15 protein-coding genes are annotated in these 21551 nt (G+C 37.1%); 10 read left to right on the top strand and 5 right to left on the bottom strand.

Annotation, left to right across the window (positions count from 1 at the left end):
- Positions 1–91 precede the first annotated feature (91 nt).
- Positions 92–493 (top strand): META domain-containing protein, encoded by a 402-nt coding sequence (locus tag AC00Y6_RS00685; protein ID WP_474488697.1) that lies wholly within the window; start codon positions 92–94, stop codon positions 491–493.
- A gap of 241 nt (positions 494–734) precedes the next feature.
- Here AC00Y6_RS00685 and AC00Y6_RS00680 read toward each other — a convergent pair whose 3' ends face one another.
- On the bottom strand, positions 735–2720 hold the full coding sequence (locus tag AC00Y6_RS00680; protein ID WP_474488696.1) for a urocanate hydratase: 1986 nt from the start codon (positions 2718–2720) through the stop codon (positions 735–737).
- 156 nt (positions 2721–2876) lie between these two features.
- Here AC00Y6_RS00680 and AC00Y6_RS00675 point away from each other — a divergent pair, with 156 nt between their 5' ends.
- The 3 genes from AC00Y6_RS00675 (at position 2877) to AC00Y6_RS00665 (ending at position 5984) form a co-directional block, all read left to right on the top strand.
- A complete protein-coding gene (locus tag AC00Y6_RS00675) occupies positions 2877–3164 on the top strand; it encodes a rhodanese-like domain-containing protein (protein ID WP_474488695.1) in 288 nt (95 codons plus the stop codon).
- 127 nt (positions 3165–3291) lie between these two features.
- Positions 3292–3939, top strand: a complete 648-nt coding sequence (mtgA, locus tag AC00Y6_RS00670) for a monofunctional biosynthetic peptidoglycan transglycosylase (RefSeq protein WP_474488694.1) — start codon at positions 3292–3294, stop codon at positions 3937–3939.
- Positions 3940–3956: 17 nt separating this feature from the next.
- Positions 3957–5984, top strand: a complete 2028-nt coding sequence (locus AC00Y6_RS00665; protein WP_474488693.1) for a recombinase — start codon at positions 3957–3959, stop codon at positions 5982–5984.
- Here the strand turns inward: AC00Y6_RS00665 and AC00Y6_RS00660 are convergent.
- Complete coding sequence (locus AC00Y6_RS00660) at positions 5962–6258, bottom strand: hypothetical protein (protein WP_474488692.1); 297 nt, start codon at positions 6256–6258, stop codon at positions 5962–5964. The two genes, AC00Y6_RS00665 and AC00Y6_RS00660, sit on opposite strands and share 23 nt — an antisense overlap.
- Positions 6259–6467: 209 nt before the next feature.
- Between AC00Y6_RS00660 and ychF the strand changes: the two genes are divergently transcribed.
- The 3 genes from ychF (at position 6468) to AC00Y6_RS00645 (ending at position 9539) form a co-directional block, all read left to right on the top strand.
- A complete protein-coding gene (ychF, locus tag AC00Y6_RS00655; protein ID WP_474488691.1) occupies positions 6468–7559 on the top strand; it encodes a redox-regulated ATPase YchF in 1092 nt (363 codons plus the stop codon).
- Positions 7560–7804: 245 nt separating this feature from the next.
- Positions 7805–8560 (top strand): helix-turn-helix domain-containing protein, encoded by a 756-nt coding sequence (locus AC00Y6_RS00650; RefSeq protein WP_474488690.1) that lies wholly within the window; start codon positions 7805–7807, stop codon positions 8558–8560.
- Between the two features lie 25 nt (positions 8561–8585).
- The gene (locus AC00Y6_RS00645) at positions 8586–9539 is read left to right on the top strand and encodes a quinone oxidoreductase family protein (protein ID WP_474488689.1); all 954 of its coding nucleotides are present in this window, start codon (positions 8586–8588) and stop codon (positions 9537–9539) included.
- Positions 9540–9691: 152 nt separating this feature from the next.
- Here AC00Y6_RS00645 and AC00Y6_RS00640 read toward each other — a convergent pair whose 3' ends face one another.
- Positions 9692–15616 (bottom strand): alpha-2-macroglobulin family protein, encoded by a 5925-nt coding sequence (locus AC00Y6_RS00640; RefSeq protein WP_474488688.1) that lies wholly within the window; start codon positions 15614–15616, stop codon positions 9692–9694.
- Positions 15617–15668: 52 nt separating this feature from the next.
- Between AC00Y6_RS00640 and AC00Y6_RS00635 the strand changes: the two genes are divergently transcribed.
- The 3 genes from AC00Y6_RS00635 (at position 15669) to recF (ending at position 19530) form a co-directional block, all read left to right on the top strand.
- Complete coding sequence (locus tag AC00Y6_RS00635) at positions 15669–16430, top strand: UbiA prenyltransferase family protein (RefSeq protein WP_474488687.1); 762 nt, start codon at positions 15669–15671, stop codon at positions 16428–16430.
- 30 nt (positions 16431–16460) lie between these two features.
- Entirely contained in the window at positions 16461–18254 is a 1794-nt protein-coding gene (locus tag AC00Y6_RS00630; RefSeq protein ID WP_474488686.1) for a hypothetical protein, read from the top strand.
- 193 nt (positions 18255–18447) lie between these two features.
- On the top strand, positions 18448–19530 hold the full coding sequence (recF, locus tag AC00Y6_RS00625) for a DNA replication/repair protein RecF (protein ID WP_474488685.1): 1083 nt from the start codon (positions 18448–18450) through the stop codon (positions 19528–19530).
- 100 nt (positions 19531–19630) lie between these two features.
- Here the strand turns inward: recF and AC00Y6_RS00620 are convergent, their stop codons facing one another.
- Both AC00Y6_RS00620 and AC00Y6_RS00615 read right to left on the bottom strand, forming a co-directional pair.
- Entirely contained in the window at positions 19631–20794 is a 1164-nt protein-coding gene (locus AC00Y6_RS00620; protein ID WP_474488684.1) for a glycoside hydrolase family 130 protein, read from the bottom strand.
- A gap of 19 nt (positions 20795–20813) precedes the next feature.
- Positions 20814–21545 carry a basic secretory protein-like protein gene (locus tag AC00Y6_RS00615; RefSeq protein WP_474488683.1) on the bottom strand — a complete coding sequence of 244 codons (732 nt, stop codon included), beginning with the start codon at positions 21543–21545 and terminating at the stop codon, positions 20814–20816.
- Positions 21546–21551 lie beyond the last annotated feature (6 nt).

Below are 21551 nucleotides of genomic sequence, written 5' to 3'. Positions count from 1 at the left end.
ATTTTGGGAGGCTGTATAATTAAGTTTTGGAATGCTCAAAACCATTCATGTTAAAAGAAAATCCTATATTTGGGTATCAATTTTTACAACAATGAAAAAGTTTTTATATACCGCAATGCTGTCAGTAGCAATTGTATCGTGTACCTCAAGACTGGGAAATGCATCGAAAGTAGGAAAAAACCAAGCGCCTATAACAGGTACACAGTGGGTTTTGGCAGATGATGTTACCAACAAACCAACTCTGGTGATTGAGCAAAACCGAATCTCGGGAAATGCAGGTTGCAATAATTATTTCTCCGATGCAACTATTGATACTTCGGCGGGTAATTTTTCCGCTAAGAATATAGGATCTACCAGAAAAATGTGCCCTAATATGAGTGTAGAAAATAATTTTCTAAGCGTCCTAAGGCAAGCTAACAAATATGTTGTGACCGATGCCACGCTGGAACTTTATAAAGACAACCTTCTATTACTCAAATTTAACAAGCAATAAGCAAAGACTGGAACATAGGAGAAATTGAAATTTTTAAAAAGTTTGACTAAAAAAAATTGACTTCTACCTATATTGGTCATTTGCGAGGAGCTTTTTTATTTTACAAAAGATTCTATTTGTTTGATATTTCCAGAATTATCTCATTCGAAAAAAATGAGCAATAATTTCTAACCTTTTCAAGAAGCGCATATATTAAAATAAAACCTGCCTTACAGCAGGTTTTTTTATATCAAAAATATTTCTAAAACAAACCCTCATCCACCACATTTGGTAGTGTCACTTTCAAGTTTGGTTCGGCTTCCATAGCACGTTTTATAGCGAAGATGGCACCGTCGTTCCTTGCCCAGCTTCTGCGAGATATTCCGTTATTCACATCCCAGAAAAGCATTGATTTTAATCTTCTGTCGGCTTCATAACTTCCGTCCAAAAGCATTCCGAAACCGCCATTAATCACTTCACCCCAGCCAACGCCGCCACCGTTGTGGATGCTCACCCATGTTGCACCACGGAAACTGTCGCCAATCACATTCTGGATGGCCATATCTGCCGTAAAACGGGAGCCGTCATAGATATTGGAAGTCTCTCTATACGGCGAATCCGTCCCCGAAACATCGTGATGGTCTCTACCCAAAACCACCGCTCCTATTTCTCCGTTGGCAATGGCTTTGTTGAAGGCTTCTGCGATTTTCATTCTTCCTTCCGCATCGGCGTATAAAATTCTCGCCTGCGATCCTACCACCAAATTGTTTTCCTGCGCACCTTTAATCCATTGGATATTATCTTTCATTTGTTGCTGAATCTCCTCCGGAGCGGTCTGTATCATTTCTTCTAAAACGGCACATGCGATATTATCCGTTTTCTTTAGATCGTCTGGATCATTCGATGCACAAACCCAACGGAACGGCCCAAAACCATAATCAAAACACATTGGTCCCATTATATCCTGTACATAGGAAGGATATTTAAACTCTCTATCTAAGGTTGGATTTTGGTTCATGACATCCGCGCCAGCTCTAGAAGCTTCCAATAAAAAAGCATTTCCGTAGTCGAAGAAATAAGTTCCTTTAGCGGTATGCTTGTTAATAGCATCTGCATGTCTTCTCAAACTTTCCTGAACTTTTTCTTTGAATAATTCAGGGTTTTCAGACATCATTTTGTTGGACTCTTCAAATGAAAATCCCACTGGATAATAGCCTCCAGACCATGGATTATGAAGCGAAGTTTGGTCTGATCCGATGTCAATCTTTAATCCTTCTTTATCTAACTTTTCCCATACTTCTACCACATTCCCAAGGTAGGCTAAAGAAACAGTTTCCTTATTTTGTTGGGCCATTTTTACTCTTTCTACCAATTCATCAAGGTTTTCGTAGATTTCGTTGACCCATTTTTGGTCATGGCGAATTTTGGTAATTTTGGGATTGACTTCTGCAATTACGGTAATACAGCCTGCAATATTCCCCGCTTTGGGCTGTGCGCCCGACATGCCACCTAAGCCAGAAGTTACAAACAAACCGCCTTTCGGGTCTTTATTAATTTTTCGAAAAGCATTGAGAACCGTAATGGTTGTACCGTGAACAATACCTTGTGGACCGATGTACATATAACTGCCTGCCGTCATCTGCCCATACTGAGAAACGCCCAACGCATTGAATTTTTCCCAGTCATCTGGTTTAGAATAGTTAGGGATTACCATGCCGTTAGTTACCACCACTCGTGGCGCGTCTTTGTGAGATGGGAACAATCCCATCGGATGGCCGGAGTACATGGTGAGGGTTTGCTCGTCCGTCATTTCGGAGAGGTATTTCATCGTTAGCAGGTACTGCGCCCAGTTTTGGAAAACCGCACCATTGCCACCGTAAGTAATCAGCTCGTGCGGATGCTGTGCCACCGCGTAATCCAGATTATTCTGTATCATCAGCATAATGGCTTTTGCCTGTTCAGATTTTCCCGGATAATCAGAGATAGCACGGGCTTTCATCTCGTAATCCGGACGGAAACGGTACATGTAGATTCTCCCGTAAGTTTCCAGTTCTTCACGAAATTCCGGTAACAATTCTGCATGGAATTTTGGATCAAAGTATCGCAACGCATTTTTAAGAGCCAGTTTTTTTTCTTTATCTGTTAATATATTTTTTCTCTTTGGAGCGTGATTGATGCTTTTGTCATAAGATTTGCTTGCAGGTAATTCTGAGGGGATTCCTTGCTGTATCTGTTGCTGAAATGTCATTGGATTATTCAAGTTTTTTGGTCTTTAAAGATATTCAAAATAAAAAAACGGAGTCAAAAAAATATGTTGTTAATACGCATCTTTTGTCTGGCTAACGGTTGTTTTTTAATTATTAATTGTAAGTTTGTTATATAAATTAATTAAAAAATAAAAATTATGTCATTAGAAGATGTATTAAAAGCCGGCAAGTACCACCTGATAGATGTTCGCGAACCTATGGAACTGGAGATGGATGGCAATATAGAAGAGGCGCAAAATATACCACTGGGCGAGTTGGAAGATCGTAAACAAGAAGTACTGAACTTGGCAGGACCAATTGTTTTTTTCTGCCGTTCTGGCAACCGTTCTGGCAAAGCCACGGATTATTTCAAATCCGAAGGATTGACTGATGTTTACAATGGTGGCGGCTACAAGGATCTTAAAGAGACTTTGGATAATTTATAATAAGCTTTTACAGATGTTGGTAAGTCACTCTACCAGCAAGTATATCTAGTTTTTCTGATGATATTGTTTAGAAATATTTTCAGAAAAACTTTTTTTTGTTTTATTTTCGCTACTTATTACAATCCATATGTGGAAAATTATCAAAAGATTTTTGCTGATTCTCATTTTAGCCAACATTCTTTTTGTGGTGCTGGGTTTGTTTTTTAATCCCCCAATTACAATTACGCAGTTGGGCGGCCTAATCAAATATGGCAAGTTACAGCGGGATTACATTTCCTATGATGATATGGGCAGCAATATCAAAAAAGCGGTTATAGCATCAGAAGATCAAACATTTTTTAGCCACAATGGTTTTGATTATAAGGCAATAGAAAAAGCAATTAAAAAAAATGACAAAAAGGGGAAAGTAGTACGAGGAGGTAGTACAATCTCACAACAAACTGCTAAAAATATCTTTCTTTGGCAAGGCCGCAGTTGGTTTAGAAAGGGTCTGGAAGTGGTCTACACTTTTATTATAGAAAAAGTATGGGGCAAGGATATTATTCTGGAGAGATATCTTAATTCCATCGAGATGGGGCAAGGCGTTTTCGGGGTAGAAGCGGCATCACAATATTATTTTGGAATACCGGCCAAGGATCTTACAAAAAGTCAAGCTGCATGGATTGCCGCAGTTTTGCCAAATCCCAAAAAGTATGATCCCAAAAATCCGTCGCCTTACCTCAACAAAAAACATAGCTGGATAATGCGCCAAATGAACAATATTATTTTGAAATAACTACTTTTGTATCTATTATGGCATTAGGATTTATAAAAAAAGAGAGTTTCAGCACAATACTAAAACATTATTTTGGTGAAAAAAATGAAACATTATCCCTGCAGCCATTATCCGAGATAATCTCGAGTCTTAAGAAAGAAGATTTGGGTGTTTTTACAGCCTATCTAAAAGATAATGATACAATACGGGAGAACCTAGTCTATTATATTCATAATGTTTTTAAAGACAGAAGTTTTAATCTGTCCCTTACCGAAGCTGATATCCTTTCAGAAAATGCGTTTTTCCCCGAATTTAGGAAGAGATTGCTTAATAAAATTCTGCCACCTATTGAGAATGAAAAAACGATATGGTATCTCGTAGATAATGTTTTGGTAACGCCCAAAAAGGATCTTGAGTTTTTTCAGAATTCACCAGAGGATAAGGTGGATGAGCTTTTTAGACTTTTAAAGATTAATGATTTTATCAATCATGTCAAAGTTAAAAAAGAGCTTCTATTTTCACTTAATATTTTGGCTTGGCGTGTAATAGGCAACGCACTGGATGTGGATGTGATGAAAATGGTGCCGGAGTACCGCAACTTTGACAACCCGTTCTTGGCTCTACAAAATGAGCTTGATATCCTTAATGCTGAATTTAAGAAAAACCCAAGCTATCATTTTTCTTCAACGGATGAGATTTATAAGCAAACCAAAATTTATCTGGAGCAATGCCTGGATTTCGTTAGTCTGGCGTTTAAAAACTCTTCAAAATACGGGATTTCCAGCAAGACCAATCAGGCTCTACTTAAAATTGGCCAGCAGCTAAGAAGAATGTCTGCTATTGTCCAGCTTTTGGTGATTGACGATCAAAGTGATTATTTGGTTAAATCCAAACAGTTGTTTTTCAATATATTAAAGTATAAATCCCACAAGAACAATCTACGCGATCTTATTTCTGACAGTACAAGGTTGATGTCGCACCTTATTACCAATCACACGGCAGATACTGGGACACATTACATCACATCCAATCTCAAGGATTATATGAAAATGTTCTGGAAGGCTTCTGGCGGAGGTGTGATTGTAGGTGCATTATGTATCCTGAAAATGCTTTACAGCTATGTGCCGTCTAGTGATTTTGCGCATGCATTTTTGTATTCAATCAATTATGCCATGGGTTTTGTGATGATTTATTTGATGCATTTTACGCTAGCAACCAAGCAACCCGCAATGACAGCAGCTACCATGGCCAAGGTTTTGGCTGAAGGCAATAGCAAAAGTACTTACAGGGATTTTGCTCATGTTGTATCACAGCTCTTTAGGTCTCAATTTATAGCTTTTGTGGGTAATGTCTTACTCTCTTTTCCGGTCTCATTAATTATTATATATGGACTGGAGATTTTATTTAAACAGAATTTTGCATTTGAAAAATCGGGGAAACTCCTGCATGATTTGGATCCTTTTCAGTCCAAAGCTATATTGCATGCCTCTATAGCCGGTGTTTTTCTTTTTATTTCGGGTGTCATCTCCGGCAATATCAGTAATAATGCTGTTTTTTATCAGATCCCAAGGCGGATTGCTAAAAACCCATTTATTAATTATTTCTTTGGGCAGCGTATTGCCAAGCAGTTATCGGTCTATTATTCAAGAAACTGGGCCGGAATAGTTTCTAATTTTTGGTTTGGTGTGTTTTTAGGAGCTACAGCGCCTATCGGTCTTTTCCTAGGGTTGGATTTGGATATTCGTCACATCACTTTTGCAGCGGGTAATTTTGCATTAGGCCTTTACGGTAAAGATTTTGTCGTCACACCGTATACATTTTGGATCTCACTGGTTACGGTCTTTATTATTGGATTTTTCAACTTTGCCGTCAGTTTTGGGCTGTCTATGCTGTTGGCATTCCGCTCCAGGAGAATTGAGTTGGCTGAGGTTCGGGATATTTTTAAGGAAATTTTCCGGTATTTTATCAGCAATCCGCTGCGGTTTTTCTTTCCATTGAGGTCTATGTTGGATGCCAGAAGTAAAAAAATGATCGAGGAAATTACTACAAAATCAGGAGATCATTAATCAAAGATTCATCCTTTAATACTTCCTGAAATTTTTTCAGGAAAAATGATTTTCTCATCCTGAAATCATTTTTTAGCAATGGCGACTGGATGCGAAGGACTAGTATTTTCTCTTTCAGATTCACGCTGATAATTTCTTTAAAAAGCGCGTCAGAAAGATAATCCTGTAAAAAATCTTTGATTTCAAATGCTTTCAGTTTATCTTCAAAGCCATAGATCTTTGCAAAAGAATTCAGTAATTCAGAAGATTGGAATTCGCGCTTTTTTCTGGCCATGCTTTTACAGTTTACTTTTGTAAGGTGGATTTGCAAAGATAATTACAATTTAAGAAAGTTATCCTGATGCGCAGTATTTCATCATTAATAAAAATCAAAATTTACAAAACAAAATCTGTATCTTTGCGCACCTGAAATTCAATCTTCAATGTTAATGATCTCAGGTTTTTAGCATTGAACAGTAATCTTAAAACATTGAACTTTTTATTATGAAATGTGGAATCGTAGGACTGCCAAATGTTGGGAAATCAACCTTGTTTAACTGCCTAAGCAACGCCAAAGCCCAGTCTGCAAACTATCCGTTTTGTACCATAGAACCTAATTTAGGAACGGTTTCTGTTCCAGATCCAAGGCTTTTTGAGTTGGAAAAACTGGTTAATCCGGAGCGAGTTTTGCCTGCCGTGGTAGAGATTGTAGATATTGCAGGACTTGTAAAAGGTGCCAGCAAAGGAGAGGGTCTTGGTAATCAGTTTTTGGCTAATATTCGCGAGTGCGAAGCTATTATCCACGTTTTGAGATGTTTCGATAATGGTAATATTGTTCACGTAGAAGGTTCTGTAGATCCGCTTAGGGACAAAGAAATTATTGATATAGAACTGCAGCTGAAAGATTTGGAAACAATCGGTAAAGCTGTTGATAAGGCTAAAAAATTCATCAAGTCCGGTAAGAAGGAGGATATTTTGGCGTACGAAACTTTGCAAAACCTGCAAAAATTTGTTGAAGATGGTAAAAACGCACGCGAATTTCCTACGGATGATTTTACAAAAGCCATTATTGATGATGTTCAGCTATTGACAAAGAAGCCAGTGCTTTACGTTTGTAATGTGGACGAAAACTCAATCAAAAACGGAAACGAATGGATTGGCAAAATCGAGGAAATGGCTCAGAAAGAAAGTGCTGAAGTGGTGGTCTTGGCGGCGCAAATAGAGGCTGACATCAATGAGCTTGAAACGTTTGAAGAAAGGCAGATGTTCCTGGAAGAGCTTGGTTTGGAAGAGCCGGGCGTCAACCGCTTAATCAGAAAAGCTTATGATCTGTTGAAATTACAGACTTATTTTACGGCGGGTGTTAAGGAAGTTAGAGCTTGGACAATTGGTCAGGGTTGGACAGGGCCACAGGCTGCAGGCGTGATCCACACTGATTTTGAGAAAGGATTTATCCGCGCAGAAGTCATTGCTTATGATGACTTTATCACATACGGCTCCGAAGCTAAGGTGAAAGAAGCCGGGAAAATGAGGGTAGAAGGTAAAGAATATATCGTAAAAGACGGTGATATTATGCACTTCAGATTTAATGTATAGATCTTAATTCTTAGAAAATATTTTAAAAACGCTTTCAATGATTGGAAGCGTTTTTTTTGCGTAGATATTTTTTTTAAGCATTGCTTCTGTGCTTGCATTTTTTGATTAAAAATTTTGTGCCCTTGCGTCAGTATTTCTAAATGTTGTTCAATACGTTTAATTATTAATTTTTACTTTTGTAATCATTGTAAATCTTGATTTATGTTGGGTAGGTAGAATACTTTTAAGATAATATAAATAAAAGAATGGAAAGCTTCTTAAAATATGAAACTCTAAAACCAGATGACTCGATTTTAGATTTTGTTGACCAAATATGGTTCCTGAAGCATCATTCTGAACATGTTTCAGAAAAGATTATTGTACCTGAAGGCAAGATTCACTTGTTTTTTTCTAAATCGGAAACTAAGTCTTTTGAAATAACATTAGTTGGTCTGGAAACCAAACCCAACTTTAATCCTTCTTATCCAAATTCGGTAATTTATGCCATCAGTTTTAAACCACTTGCGGTAGAATACATCTTAAAACATCCAATAGCTCATATACTGAACAGCACAGAAATTTTGCCTGAAGATTTTTGGGACTTTTCTGAAAATGATTTAAGCGATTTTGATCTGTTCGGCCATAAAGCAATTCAAAAAATTCATGCATTGCTTCCTGCACATGTAGACAATAGAAAAAAGAATTTGTTCCAATTGATTTTTGAAACAAAAGGCGCCATGAGTGTTAAAGAACTTTCTAACAGGGTTTTTTGGAGCACCCAACAGATCAACCGTTATTTTAACCGGCAATTTGGGCTATCTTTAAAAGAATACTGTAACATCATCCGATTCAGAGCTTCATTTGATGGGATAAAAGATGGAATATTATTCCCATTGGAAAATTATGCCGATCAATCACATTTCATTAGAGAGGTGAAAAGATTATCAAGTGTTTCGCCAAAAGAACTCAAAAAGAATTTAAACGAGAGATTTATACAATTTTCAAGAGTCGAGTCAAAGTAGCTTTGTCGTTTAAATTTATTAAACAATGAAAGCAGCTATTTTAAAAGAAATCGGGACAACACCCGTATTTATGGATGTCCCAGAACCTGTCGTAGAAAACTCTGATCAGGTATTGGTAAAGGTAAAAACATCATCAATTAAACAATTGGACTTGTTAAGAGCGTCTGGTGAACATTACACCACATACCCTTCATTGCCAACTGCTGTTGGAATGGATGGAGTAGCAGTATTGGATAATGGGCAGAGGATCTATGCAATGGGAGTTACAGGGATGATGGCTGAAAAAGCTATTGTCAAAAAAGATACCTGGGTGAATGTGCCTGATGGCCTTGGCGACGAAATTGCTGCAGAACTACCTCACCTTTTGGCTGGATCTGATATCGCACTTACAATACGCGGGAAAATGAAAGAGGGTGATACCGTCTTGATAAATGGTGCAACAGGCGCAACAGGTATGGTGGCGGTACAGATGGCAAAATATCACAAGGCAGGAACTATCATTGTAACCGGACGTAATCCTGGTGCCCTCGAAAAGCTTAAAAAGTTGGGAGCGGATGTCACTATTTCATTAACGCAAAGCGACGATGAAATCATCAGCGATTTTACAGCGGCATATCAAAAAACGCCCTTTGATGTAGTCATCGATTATTTGTGGGGAAATCCGACAGAGCTATTGTTAAAGGCCTTGGCTGCGGTACCTTCACAAAAAACAACCAAAATCATTACAGTTGGTCAAATGGCTGGAGCTACCATATCTGCCTTTGCTTCAACAACATTCAGAAGCAGAGATATTGTCCTTCTTGGCTCGGGGATGGGAAGTTTTTCGCCAAAGGAATTAGGCGAATATATGAAAAATAAGCTTCCTGAAATTTTTCAATATGCCGCTTCTGGGAAGCTTGTGGTGGACATTGAAACTTTTCCATTGGAGAAAATATCAGAAGCTTGGAATTTAAACAAAACGGTTGTTATTAGAATATGATTAATTTCAAGTTTAGATTATTGCTATTATAATTTTAATAGAGTTTGAGATGAACATGAAATAATAAACTTGGTAAAAGAATAAAATATAAAAGGCTGTCAGAAAAGACAGCCTTTTTTACTTCATTTTCTATATTTTGAGTTAATCAAATTTTAATTTGAAATGTTAATTTTTGTTCCCTGTGTGTGCGCATTCATCTGTGGTGCGTAATAATTTTGCAAAGTAGTTATTCCATTAGAAAATGTACCGCTGGCATTGGCTACATAATCGTATTCGAAAACATATTTCCCTTTTGGCATACGTTCTATGTAAAAATTGGTGGATGCATCTTTGGTGGATTGGTAATAACCCAAATTGTTTTTCCACTGATAACCCGAAGTGACATCCAAAGGCTCAAAACCGGCCGCACGCATATCTTTCAGGTGAATGAATTCCATATTTCTGTCCGTATTCAGAATCATTCTTACGGTAATTTTATCGCCGACTTTGATAGGCGAATTTTCATTGATTTTCATCAATTGTTCACCATTTTCGGTTTTCATTTTTTTGTACAATTCTTTGGTAATGGAAATATAACTTTCCGAAGATTTTATTTTGTCCAAATCCTCATAATATTGCCAAAATAATCCACCCTGTACAATTCCCGGACTATCTTTTTTCACAGAAACTGTCGCGAGATTTTTATCTACGTTGTCAGAAGTTATGGTTTGTTTCACGTAACCTGTCGCCTGCGTTTGAGCATTCAGTTGTTTTCCGCCCCAAGTGATTTCAGCTTTGTCACTTTCATTTGATGTCCAGGATTTCCCTGAATTCAAAATTGTGAAAATCACTTCCGCCGTTCCACGGGAACTTCCCCATGCGTTAACTTCTTTCTGAGTAATCAACCAGATTTTCATCTCTTCGATGAAGTTTTCATCCGTTGGCGTCAGTTTTTGAAAGGCTTCCAACGCTCCGGCCTGATTCACAGTTTTGGAAGAATACCATCCCCAATCGTTCAGATTTTGTTTCCAATAAACACCCTGCGTTTCAGATTGTGTAGACGTTTCTTTAAGATAGTTCATTAACTTTTTCGAAACATACTTCAGTCCATAATTGTCAAATAATAATGCCGCTCTGTGGAGTCCAAAAAAGGTAAAATCTTCAATTTTCGCCGTTTTAGCTGTTTCTTTGACCTTATTTTTAATCGTCAATACAGATCCTTTTAATGGATAATCCTTTTCCCAATAATGTCGTGTATCCAGAAAATCCAAAACGGAATTTGTCCAAAAATTGGCAGGTTTATTATTTTTTGCATTGATTGGATTCCACGCTCTATTCATCTCATTGTCTACATAAGCAACAAGCTTTTTCACCATTTCTTTTTGCTCAGAACTTTGATAATCCCCTAGATTACTTTTTAGCCATCCATTGATTCTGCCCAGATTTTTAAGAATGTAAAGCGAAGTGTAATAAGAACTCGGATAACCCGCGTACCAGCTGAATCCGCCATCTGGATTTTGCAGTTTTACCAATTCTGACCAATCATCATTAATAGAATTTCGCATCGTATTGGCATCAAACAATCTGGCGAGTTTTTGCATCTGTTCCGTTTCATTTTTGCTTTCCAAAACCCAAGGCGTTTCATCCAGCAGTAATTGTTTCAGTTCCTGATTTTTCTCAAGATTCGAAGTCAAAAGACCTTTGGATTGATATTCATCAAAAACCGTTTTCAGTTTTGGATTGGCTTTGAAAATTTCCGAAGCCAAAACATCTGCAAACCATTTGTTGAAAACAACATCCGCAGAATGGTTGGTGTCATCTTTCAAGCTTGGAAGCGCGAACATGATTTCCCAAATAGGATTGGTCGTCAACTCCAAAGTGTTGGAGACATTGCCCAAAGTTTTAGAATTGGAGTTTTTCAGGTTCTCCAAAGTGAAGGTTTTCGTTTGACCTTCTTTCACAAAAATCGGAAGCGCATCGGTCACCAGCATCCTGTTAGGAAGAACTGCGATTGCTTTTTGCTCACCATCGGAGAAGTTTCCGGCTTTGGCCACAATTCTAATAATGATAGAAGAAACATCATTCGGAACTTTCAGCTTCCAAGTCGCAGTTGTGTTTCCGTTTTCTGATAATGAAAAACTCTGTTCTTTGTTATAGCCAGGAGCCGCAGTCAGTTGGTTAATTCCAAATTTTTCTGAGAGATCTTCATTCGTAAAAGCATCCATAATCTGCAATTGTGCAAAACCGTTAAGTTTTTGATTCACTAAGCTCGATATTTTGGTTTGAAGATTCAGTTCATCACCTTCTCTTAAAAATCTTGGATAGTTCGGAGTTATAGAAAAATCCTTTTGTGTCACCACCGATTTTTCAAGAATTGCACTTCTAGCATCTTTTGTATGAGCCAAAAACATCAGTTTCCATTGTGTTAAAGCTTCTGGCGAAGTGAATTCGAATGACACATTTCCGTCTTTGTCTGTCAAAAGATTGGGATAGAAAAATGCCGTCTCGTTGAGGTTTTGGCGCACTGGGATTTTGTCTAAATTGTCTTCTTTTTTCTTGTAACCAAGCGTTACCACCTCTTCAATATCCTTTGTTTTTGCAGTGTCTGGCTGAGCGGGAGCATTACCACGAATTTTCATATCTGCACTTGGTGCAGCTTCTGCCAAAACTTGGAGGCCTGCAACCCGACCGCTTATAGCATTTTTGTAAAGTCTTCTGTCAAACCAGTTAAATTGTGGTGGGTAAACGCCATAACTTTTTAAATACTCAAATCGTTTGTTATAATACTGTTGCTCTAGATTGTTCCTTAAATCATAATCGGTTTGTAGAAATGGCGTGGAAAAAGATTGCCAATTCCAAGAATTAACAGCAAACTGATCCAGCGATTTGTCATACATATTCGCTAACACTTCTGCATTAATTTTTTCCTTATCAGCACCAGAGACTTTTACCGTCCATTTTTCTTTTTGTCCTGGTTGTAATTTGTCCCGGAAAGTCACCGTCTCAATCTTTAAATCATCTTTGCTGTTGGGTATTTTTAAGTCAATTGATTTGGTTTGAACATCGTTATAAGCAACCAATTGGAACTGCAAATTCATTTTAGAGATACTTTCATCTTTCGGAATTACCGTTTCATATTCCAAAATTCCGTTTTTGAAAGATCTGGTTTCGGTTACGGTTTCACCTTTTCCGTTTTGAACAAAAACATTGACCAAAGCATCTGGAATGGCTGAATAAACCAATATTTTTGCTTTTTCTCCCCGCTTATAATCTTTAGATGTTTCAATAACTTCAAGGAAAGGTTTTTGGCTGTGACTGAGCGATTTTTTATCCCAAACTTGGAAAGTCTGCTCGGTTTTGATCGTGTCTTTTCCTTCGATGTTATAAAGGAGGAGTTTGTAAGTTCCGGCTTCTAGTTTTCCCAAATTCAAATTGGTTGTAAGTTGTTGGTTGTCGGTTGTGGACTTCTTAGGATTGTAGGACTGAGACTCTCGAAGTCCTTCAGTAATAATTTTTTCAACCTTCCAATTTTTTATATCATCATTTTTATCAAACCTGTCGTGAGGGAATTTTTGAGCGAATTCTGCCTTGGATAATTGCGGAAGATCCTGAATGGCTGTCGCAAAATTATCCCTGAAAATCTGTTTTGGTTCTTCCAGTTTTTCCAGTTTTAGATGATATGGTTTTTTAAGAATTTGGTCATTATAATTCTTGGTTTCTACATTCAGTTTAACCTCTTCATCGCTAAAAGTATTACCCACATTATCTACTGAAATATAATGCGAAACAGACGCTACTTTTAAGTTGGTATCTGCAGATTGTGTTTCGCCGTTAATGTCAGTTACAGAAGCATTGATGGCGTAATTATCAATCTGGATGCCGTCCAATGTTTCATCTTTTTTGAGTTCAATTTTAATTGTGAATTCTCCTTTTTCATTGGTTTTTACTTCGCCAATAATCGAGTTTTCATTATCATTCCCACGAGGATACCACCAGAAATACCGCCAACGGATATTTTGTTTTTTGATTTCATAATTAACGGTCGAGTTGCTTAGCGGAACGCCGGAAAACATTGTCGCTTTGCCTTTCAGTTCAATCGTTTGGCCATATTTGTATTCATCTTTTATCGGATCAAAGGTGACTTCAAATTTTGGTCTTTTATATTCTTCAACCTGAAAATCGGTGTAACCATTAATGCTATACCCAGAATTATTGTCATTATTAACTTCAACAGAAAAATTACCATTCAATTTGTTTGTAGGCAATGTAAAACTTCCGTTAACAGAACCAAATTCGTTGGTCGTCAGCTTAAGGGTTTGCAGTTCTTCTCCGTTGGCATCATTAATTTTGATGTTCAATGGAACTTTTTGAAGCACTTTTGCTTTTTGAGTTTCGGCATCAAATCCTGTAGAAATCACTTTAAAATAAACGATTTGTCCAGGTCTATAAATTTTCCGATCCAGGAAAATCTGTGCTGATTGTTGATTTTGTGCTTTCGGTTCATGACCATTGTTGCCATAACCATACGCATTAATCATAGAATAATTGTCGCCATTTTTTACAAGATAATTTCTATAATACTCCTTGTTATTAGTCACTGGAAGCAGAAAGTTTCCTGTTTTGTCGGATTTCATTTGATGGCGGACAATTGCTTTTCCTCGCACATATTCGATTACTTCCAGATTTTCATTGGCAAAAGCTTTTCCATTCTCGTTATTTACCAATTTTAATACATTAGATCTTGCATCATCAAAAACTGATTTTTTTGAATAAACGATCTTAGAGTCAGAAACGATGAAGTAAAAATTTTTCTGAACAGCATTATCTACCACGTATTCTGCCAGGTAAAGCCCTGCAGGAAGAGGCTTGATCTCCAAAGCAGTTTTGTGCAATTTGTAATCCAAAGACTCAGGAAGCGTGAACTGATCTTTGCGAATCAATGATTTTTTTACGAGGCCAAAAGGGTTTTGATAAGAATCAAAAGCGTAATTCAGGAAACCTTGCGGATCATCTTTAACCTGATAAATGTTTAATGAAAAATTTCTCACATTTTTCCCTTCTGCAACAATTTGAATAGGCTTATTGCTCTGCGTTTCATTTTCATAAAACAGGTTCAGTTGCGGGCCTTTGATTTGATTTTCTTTATTAATAATATTATTGAGAAACTTGGATTTTGGATACAGTTCTTTCGCATCATTAGCCCATGTCAGAGCCAATTTATTATCATTTTTGTTGATGAGAATGCTCATCATTTCATCAATAACCAAAAGTTTGTAGTCACCTTTTACAGATTCATCTTCAACCATTTTTTCCAGTTGAGAAAACCGGTCTTTACAATTGGTGAAATCACAATTATAACTGATTTTTTGGTGCTGAAAATAGAGTTTAGGATTGCCGGCCAATGCATTGATTTCTGAATCATAAATTCCATTGATTTTAACCGAATTGGCCTTCAGTTCATTCGGTGTAAAGTAGTTTTGACTCTTTAGAAAATCGATATAATTATAATTGAACCAGTCAGAAAGCGTCGGAAAAAACTCGATATTATCTGTATTGGAAAACAGTTCAGCATATTTTTGAATCTTTATCGTCCTTAAAGCCTGGTTTTCTTTTTCTAAATCCAAGTAGTTTTTTGATAAATAATTCTTGAAATCCAATTGGCTCCAGGTCTCAATTTGGGTAAGGTCAGGATTGTCAATGTTGGTTTTTTGATTGATTTTCCAGGCATTGTTTTGATAATAATCTTTGATAAACTGAAGTGACAATAGTCGAAAAAGTTGATTCTCATCCCCTTTCAGTAGTTTTTCTGTTGATTGCAGTTTGGCGAAAAATTGAGAATAGCTGTCATTTTTGGTGTCATCAGTCGTTTGGCTGGTAATGCTGAATTCTGCCTTCAGCGATTTGATGAGTTGTAGCGCATTATTATCTTTCATAGCCTGATTTTGAATCTCCATAACAAGCGGAAGATTAGATTTGTAAGTCCCTTTTTTATAGTTGTCTTCAATCTTTTTCCACTGCTGATCATAGTAACTCTGCGCCGAAAAATTTGCAGCAAAAAAGATCAGCAGGATTAGAGAGGCCGTTTGGAGTGATTTCATAAAGTTTATTTTTCTTAAGTATAAGATAGTTTTTTCCGACATTTGTTAAAGTATGCCGATTCTAAAATTACTAAAAAATTATCTTGTAGACAGCCAAGTTTATGTTTCGTTGATGGGAACAGCCTTGGCGGCCTTTTTTATGTTGGAGCAAAATATATTCCGATGGCCAAGTCTATTGTTGATTTTCATCACTTATTTCAGTGGTTATCTCTATACCAAGTATCAAAATGATAAAAAAATATTCTTTAAAATATTAATTTTTAATTTTATTTGTGGTGTTGTCAGTGTCTTGTTGATTCTTAGAAATCATAACGAGATAAGGTTGGTAAAATGGGCTGTAATTGTAATGATGGGTTTATTATACAATTCAGCATTTTTGGAACATTTTATAAGGAAAATACCATTGTTCAAGATTTTTTATGTTGGATTAACTTGGGCTTTGATCAACTCCTGGCTGATCCTCCCACAATTTAATGGGCCAATTTTTTTGATATCCTGGTTGTTTGTTTCTGCCATGGTTTTACCATTTGATATTAGAGATATGAGGGAAGATGAGGTGATTACCTTTCCGCGATTAATAGGAGTTATAAACACAAAATTTTTGGCTTATAGCTTTATATTTTGTTCTGGCTTGTTGTCTATCTATTATCTTCACATTCAGTTTTCAACCTGCTTTTTATTAAGTATTATTATTTCATTTATATTAATTTATTTTTCTGAAAATGATAATTCAGATGCTTACTTCTCATTTTGGGTAGAGAGTTGTACAGGTATCCCCATGTTATGTGTTTTGATCGGTTGGCTTGCAAATTGATAAGCAGTTCTGTTAATTGCTCAATCTTTGATGAAAAAAATACTATCAGTTCTTATCCTTCTGTTGATTTGTTGTAACGCTCTGCCTGCCCAGGAAAAGAAAGACTCTCTCTATTATAAAATTGAGAAGTTCTCTGACAAAAGGAAATTTACCAAGTTTATCCATCGATTTATCTTCCGTCGAGAAGCAGATTCTGCGTCAGTTTCCACCAGGACAGAGAAGCAAGAGCAGTCCACCTATGATGGCAAATTAATCCGCAATGTGAAAATAGAAGCCATCGATCCTTTTGGTTATAATACCGATGAAAAGAAAGAAAAAACATATTGGTATGACTGGTTTACCAATCATTTGCACTCCAATACCCGGATTTCTACAATCCGGAATTACCTGCTTTTTGCAAAAGGTGAGCCTTACAACGCACAAAAGCTTTACGAATCCGAACGTCTACTGAGAACCATGCCTTTCGTTAACCGGGTAAATATTGCAGTGGAACAAAGTAGCAATGACTCTATCGATGTGGTTGTAAAAGTATTGGATTCATGGAGTTTGAAACCGCGTTTCAGTTACTCGGGAAGCAAAATTGGGTTAGGTGTTTCGGAAGAAAATTTTTTAGGATTAGGACATCAGGCTGATTTTTTGTATCGAAATGATTCTAAGGATAAACAAGATTATTGGTATGCAAGCTATTTGGCCAACAATCTTTTTGGAAGTTATATTAATGCGCAGGTGCTTGCAGAAAAGGATTTTTTTAAAAATGAAAGGATTACACTCGCAGCACGCCGCGACTTTTTTTCTCCGTTAACAAAGTGGGCCGGCGGTTTTAACTTTGATTATTTTATGCGCCATGTGCAGCTGCCAGTGGAAGATTTAGCGGTTTTTCCGCAGGTACAGATAAAGGTTTACAGCCAAGATTTGTGGGGTGGTTACCAGATTCCGGTTTCATCAGATCCCATGAAAAGGATTTCCAGTAACATTGCGTTAATTGGACGTTTTCAGAATTTCCAGTATAAAGATAATCCCGCCGCTGACAAATATGACTTTTTCCGTTCGTACAACAGTTTTTTGGTTTCCGGTGGATTTATTCAGCGCAAGTTTTCGGTAGAAAAGCAGGTTTATCAGTATAATCTTCCCGAAGATATCCCTTATGGTAACGCCTTCACAGCAACTTCGGGGTTTATGGTCCGTAGCAAAGAAATGATTCCTTATCTCGGTTTATCGGCAGCGTATGGTGATTTTACAGGTTGGGGGTATTTCAATATCAAAGGTGAATTTGGAAGATTTTTCAATCAGGATCGCCAGAATAGGGAAGCATTCCGACTGGAAGGTCTTTATTTTACGAATTTACTTAACTGGAGATTTGCGCAGGTGAGGCATTTCTTTTCCCCCACGCTAGCTTTGGGAAATCCCGAAAATAATTATACTTATAGAGACCGCATCAATCTTTCTGCGAGAGACGAATTTCCCATCTACAGTACAGATTACATTGGTACCAAGAAAATGGTTCTGCGTTACCAGCTTCAGTTTTTTATCAATAAAACCTGGAAAAACTTTCATTTCAGCCCTTACATAACTGCCGCTGCCGGATGGCTTGCGATGCCAAATGAAAAGTTGCTGAAAACCAATGTGAATACCAAAATTGGTGTCGGTGTACTGATTAATAATCCTTATCTTGTCCTCAACCGGATTCAGATTTCTTTTATGTATTATCCAAAAGTGCCTTTTGATAACAATTCTTCCTTTGACTTTAATCGGTATAGGAATGATATGATGCCAATGAATAATTTTGCCGCGGACATTCCTCACTTTGTCAATTCTGGAAATTGATTTTTTGGTTATTTAATTTTATCTTTACTGAAATTTTTAAGTGATGGGAAATATTAATGAAGTGAAACTTAAGCTGAATCAAACAATTTGTAAATCAAAAGATTACGGTTTGTTGTCTTCATTTCTTAATAATTTTGAATCAATTTTGGGAAAATCATCAAAATCCTAGATCTCTTGAAAATATTTTAGGATTATGATCATCAATAGACTTTCACTTATCAATTTTAAAAACCATGCAGAACAGCAATTTGATTTTTCGCCTCAGATTAACTGTTTTGTGGGGAACAACGGGGTAGGGAAGACCAATGTTCTGGATGGCCTGCATTATCTTTCTGTAGGCAAAAGTTTCCTCGGAAATTCTGATCTTAATAATATCAAAAACGGCGAAGATTTTTTTGTGGTGGAAGCCGAAATAAAAAATGATGACAAAGAAGATATTATCAAAATCCTGCAACCCAGGGCATCCAAAAAATTGATTAAAAAGAATGATAAAGCCTATGATAGGCTGGCAGATCATATAGGTTACTTGCCAAGTGTGATGATTTCGCCATACGACTCCAACCTCATTTCAGATTCGGGGGAGAGCCGCCGTAAGTTTTTGGATGCAATGATTTCGCAGACCGATTCTTCTTATCTTTTTGACCTGATCCAATATCAGAAAACCATCCAGCAGAGAAATGCTTTACTCAAATATTTTGCAAAAAACCGAAGTTTTGATAAAGATTCTCTTGAGATCTATGATGATCCTATTTCAATCTTCGGAACCCGGATTTTTGAAAAACGGAAAGATTTTGTAGAAAAACTCAACCCTATTGTTCAGCATTTTTACGAGATTATTTCCGGCGGGAAAGAGCAAGTGAGCGTAAATTATGAATCCCACCTTTTCGATATGGATTTTAAACAGCTTCTCTCGGAAAGTATTGATAAAGACAGGGTTTTGACCTACACCTCAAAGGGTACGCACAAAGATGATCTGGCGTTTGAAATGAATGGCAATCCTATAAAAAAAATAGGTTCTCAAGGTCAGCAAAAATCCTTTTTGATTTCGCTTAAACTGGCTCAGATCAATAGGATCAAGGAACTGACAGGTAAATCTCCCATTTTGCTTTTGGATGACATATTTGACAAGTTGGATGACACGCGTGTTTCTCAACTTATAGAATTGGTCAACAAAGAGAGTTTTGGCCAAATCTTCATCACCGACACCCACAAAGAGCGTACAGAAAATGTGGTAAAACGCATTAATGAAGAAAGTAAGATTTTTGTGATTTCCTAATGCCTTAATTTGTTGCTTTAAGAGGCAATAAATTAAGGCTTACGTAGGAATTTTTTTAGGGTTGATGAAGATTTATAGATTTCTATTTCTTCAAAATTTATTAGGGACGTAAGGGAATTTCATCGCCATTTTTTTTCTTTGAGGTATCATAAACAGCAACCCCAACTTTTGAATCGGCACAACCGTAATATAAAAACCATTTATTATGATGGTACACAAGACCTTCTATAAAAACGGTACCGTCAACATACTGTCCGCTTTTTTCGAAATCTGCCATGGGGCGCAAAAAAGGAACATCCAGTCTGGCAATTACTTTGGTAGGATCCTGACTATCAAAAAGGACCTGACCAGCACAATAGGCATTTTTATTGAATCTGGCATCTCCTTTTGTTTCATGATTTTTACCATTGTACAGCAATACGATACCCTGATCCGTTAAAATTGCAGGTGGACCACATTCGGTAAGTTGACTGTCGAAATAACCTTCCCGAGGCGATATAAACGCAATAGGATTATTATTTTTATCTACCACAGGTTCCCAATCAATCAGGTTTTCGGAAGTTGCTCCATAAACTCCCTCTTCACCCCAATACATCCAATATTTACCATTAATTTTTGCAATGACTTGTTTGCCATTAACAATTTTGGTCAATAACGAAGCTGATTTATGAGAACGATTTATAATATTACGCCCTTTTGGGGATTTGGCGAAAGCGGGTCCGTCTTTTTTCCAATTTTTTAAATCTCTAGAGGTGGCTACTCCCAATCGTGGGGTATCTCGATTCCACTGTGTGTATAGCATCACAAATAATCCATTTTCGGTTACGGCAATTCGTGGATCTTCGGTTCCACCCGGCCATTCATTACCTTGTTGCCAGTCAGGACTTGGGTAAAAAATCGGTTGGCTCATGCGGTTAAAATGGAGCCCATCCTTACTTTCGGCATAACCCAGTCGAGAAGTTCTACTCCCTATTCCAACACCAGATTTATCTTCTGCACGGTAAAGAACAACAACTTTGTTATCTTTAATAACCGCTGCGGGATTAAAGGTGTCATTGGACTCCCAATAATTTTTTTCTCCGGTATTGGGATCGATGAATGAAGTTGCTTCTGTAGGTGAAATAATAGGATTTAATCCCTGAGGTCTTTCAAATCCACCCAATGCCCAACTCGGCAGAATATTGTCTTGGAGTTTCTGACTGGATAAAGTGCAGGAGGTTCCTATGGATAGTAAAATGCTAAAAATTAAATGTCGTTTATTCATGTTTTTCTGATTATTTTTTTTACTGTATTGATGGTTTTTCACCATATGCTGTCCACAATTCTTCAACCGTTTTTCCGGTGTTGTTTTTCCAGAACTGAGGGGTATAGATTTTTTCTCGCATCGCCAGATTCAATTTTTTAACAAATCCTTTTTTAACATGACGCTCGATCCAATAAAGGAAGCGGGCAGTAACGCGATAGGAGTTATCAAAATTCTGTTTAGAATTATACTCCGGCAATTTCCAGTTTGCTTTCCCATTTGCAACGCCATATACATACCGCACATAATCCGCAATTCCTTCAGTAATCCACCATGGACCGGAATTATTGGGATAATCTTGTACAATATGCATTACTTCATGGGTTACTACATCAATATCGAAAGGATTTTTACGAAACCATTCCGGATTGTATCGTACGACACCATCATCCGTAGCTGCTACGCCCTTATAATCCGGATCGATGATAAAATAAACTTTCTTACGTGTTTTTGGATTGTATTCTTGAGCTAGTTTTGGATAGTTTTTAAAATAGGTATCCATCAATTCTTTTTTGAGGAGCATATTGAAATCCGGATCTTTATTAATCCAAATCAGGGTGTATCCTTTCTGTGTCAAACTATCGGTATCTACCGCCTCTTTTCGATCTTTTGAAATATCCGACCAATTATTTTGAGCTTTTACATTGATATGTAAGCTGATTGATATTATAATCAGAATAATTTTAATCGTATGGGTTACCATTGATTGCATCGTAAT

This window comes from Epilithonimonas sp. (assembly GCF_056329745.1).
This window is presented reverse-complemented; position numbering and strand designations above follow the sequence as displayed.

Coding starts and splice junctions, on each gene's coding strand:
- AC00Y6_RS00685 (WP_474488697.1), top strand. CDS start 92: ATGAAAAAGTTTTTATATACCGCAATGCTGTCAGTAGCAATTGTATCG.
- AC00Y6_RS00680 (WP_474488696.1), bottom strand. CDS start 2,720: ATGACATTTCAGCAACAGATACAGCAAGGAATCCCCTCAGAATTACCT.
- AC00Y6_RS00675 (WP_474488695.1), top strand. CDS start 2,877: ATGTCATTAGAAGATGTATTAAAAGCCGGCAAGTACCACCTGATAGAT.
- mtgA (WP_474488694.1), top strand. CDS start 3,292: ATGTGGAAAATTATCAAAAGATTTTTGCTGATTCTCATTTTAGCCAAC.
- AC00Y6_RS00665 (WP_474488693.1), top strand. CDS start 3,957: ATGGCATTAGGATTTATAAAAAAAGAGAGTTTCAGCACAATACTAAAA.
- AC00Y6_RS00660 (WP_474488692.1), bottom strand. CDS start 6,258: ATGGCCAGAAAAAAGCGCGAATTCCAATCTTCTGAATTACTGAATTCT.
- ychF (WP_474488691.1), top strand. CDS start 6,468: ATGAAATGTGGAATCGTAGGACTGCCAAATGTTGGGAAATCAACCTTG.
- AC00Y6_RS00650 (WP_474488690.1), top strand. CDS start 7,805: ATGGAAAGCTTCTTAAAATATGAAACTCTAAAACCAGATGACTCGATT.
- AC00Y6_RS00645 (WP_474488689.1), top strand. CDS start 8,586: ATGAAAGCAGCTATTTTAAAAGAAATCGGGACAACACCCGTATTTATG.
- AC00Y6_RS00640 (WP_474488688.1), bottom strand. CDS start 15,616: ATGAAATCACTCCAAACGGCCTCTCTAATCCTGCTGATCTTTTTTGCT.
- AC00Y6_RS00635 (WP_474488687.1), top strand. CDS start 15,669: ATGCCGATTCTAAAATTACTAAAAAATTATCTTGTAGACAGCCAAGTT.
- AC00Y6_RS00630 (WP_474488686.1), top strand. CDS start 16,461: ATGAAAAAAATACTATCAGTTCTTATCCTTCTGTTGATTTGTTGTAAC.
- recF (WP_474488685.1), top strand. CDS start 18,448: ATGATCATCAATAGACTTTCACTTATCAATTTTAAAAACCATGCAGAA.
- AC00Y6_RS00620 (WP_474488684.1), bottom strand. CDS start 20,794: ATGAATAAACGACATTTAATTTTTAGCATTTTACTATCCATAGGAACC.
- AC00Y6_RS00615 (WP_474488683.1), bottom strand. CDS start 21,545: ATGCAATCAATGGTAACCCATACGATTAAAATTATTCTGATTATAATA.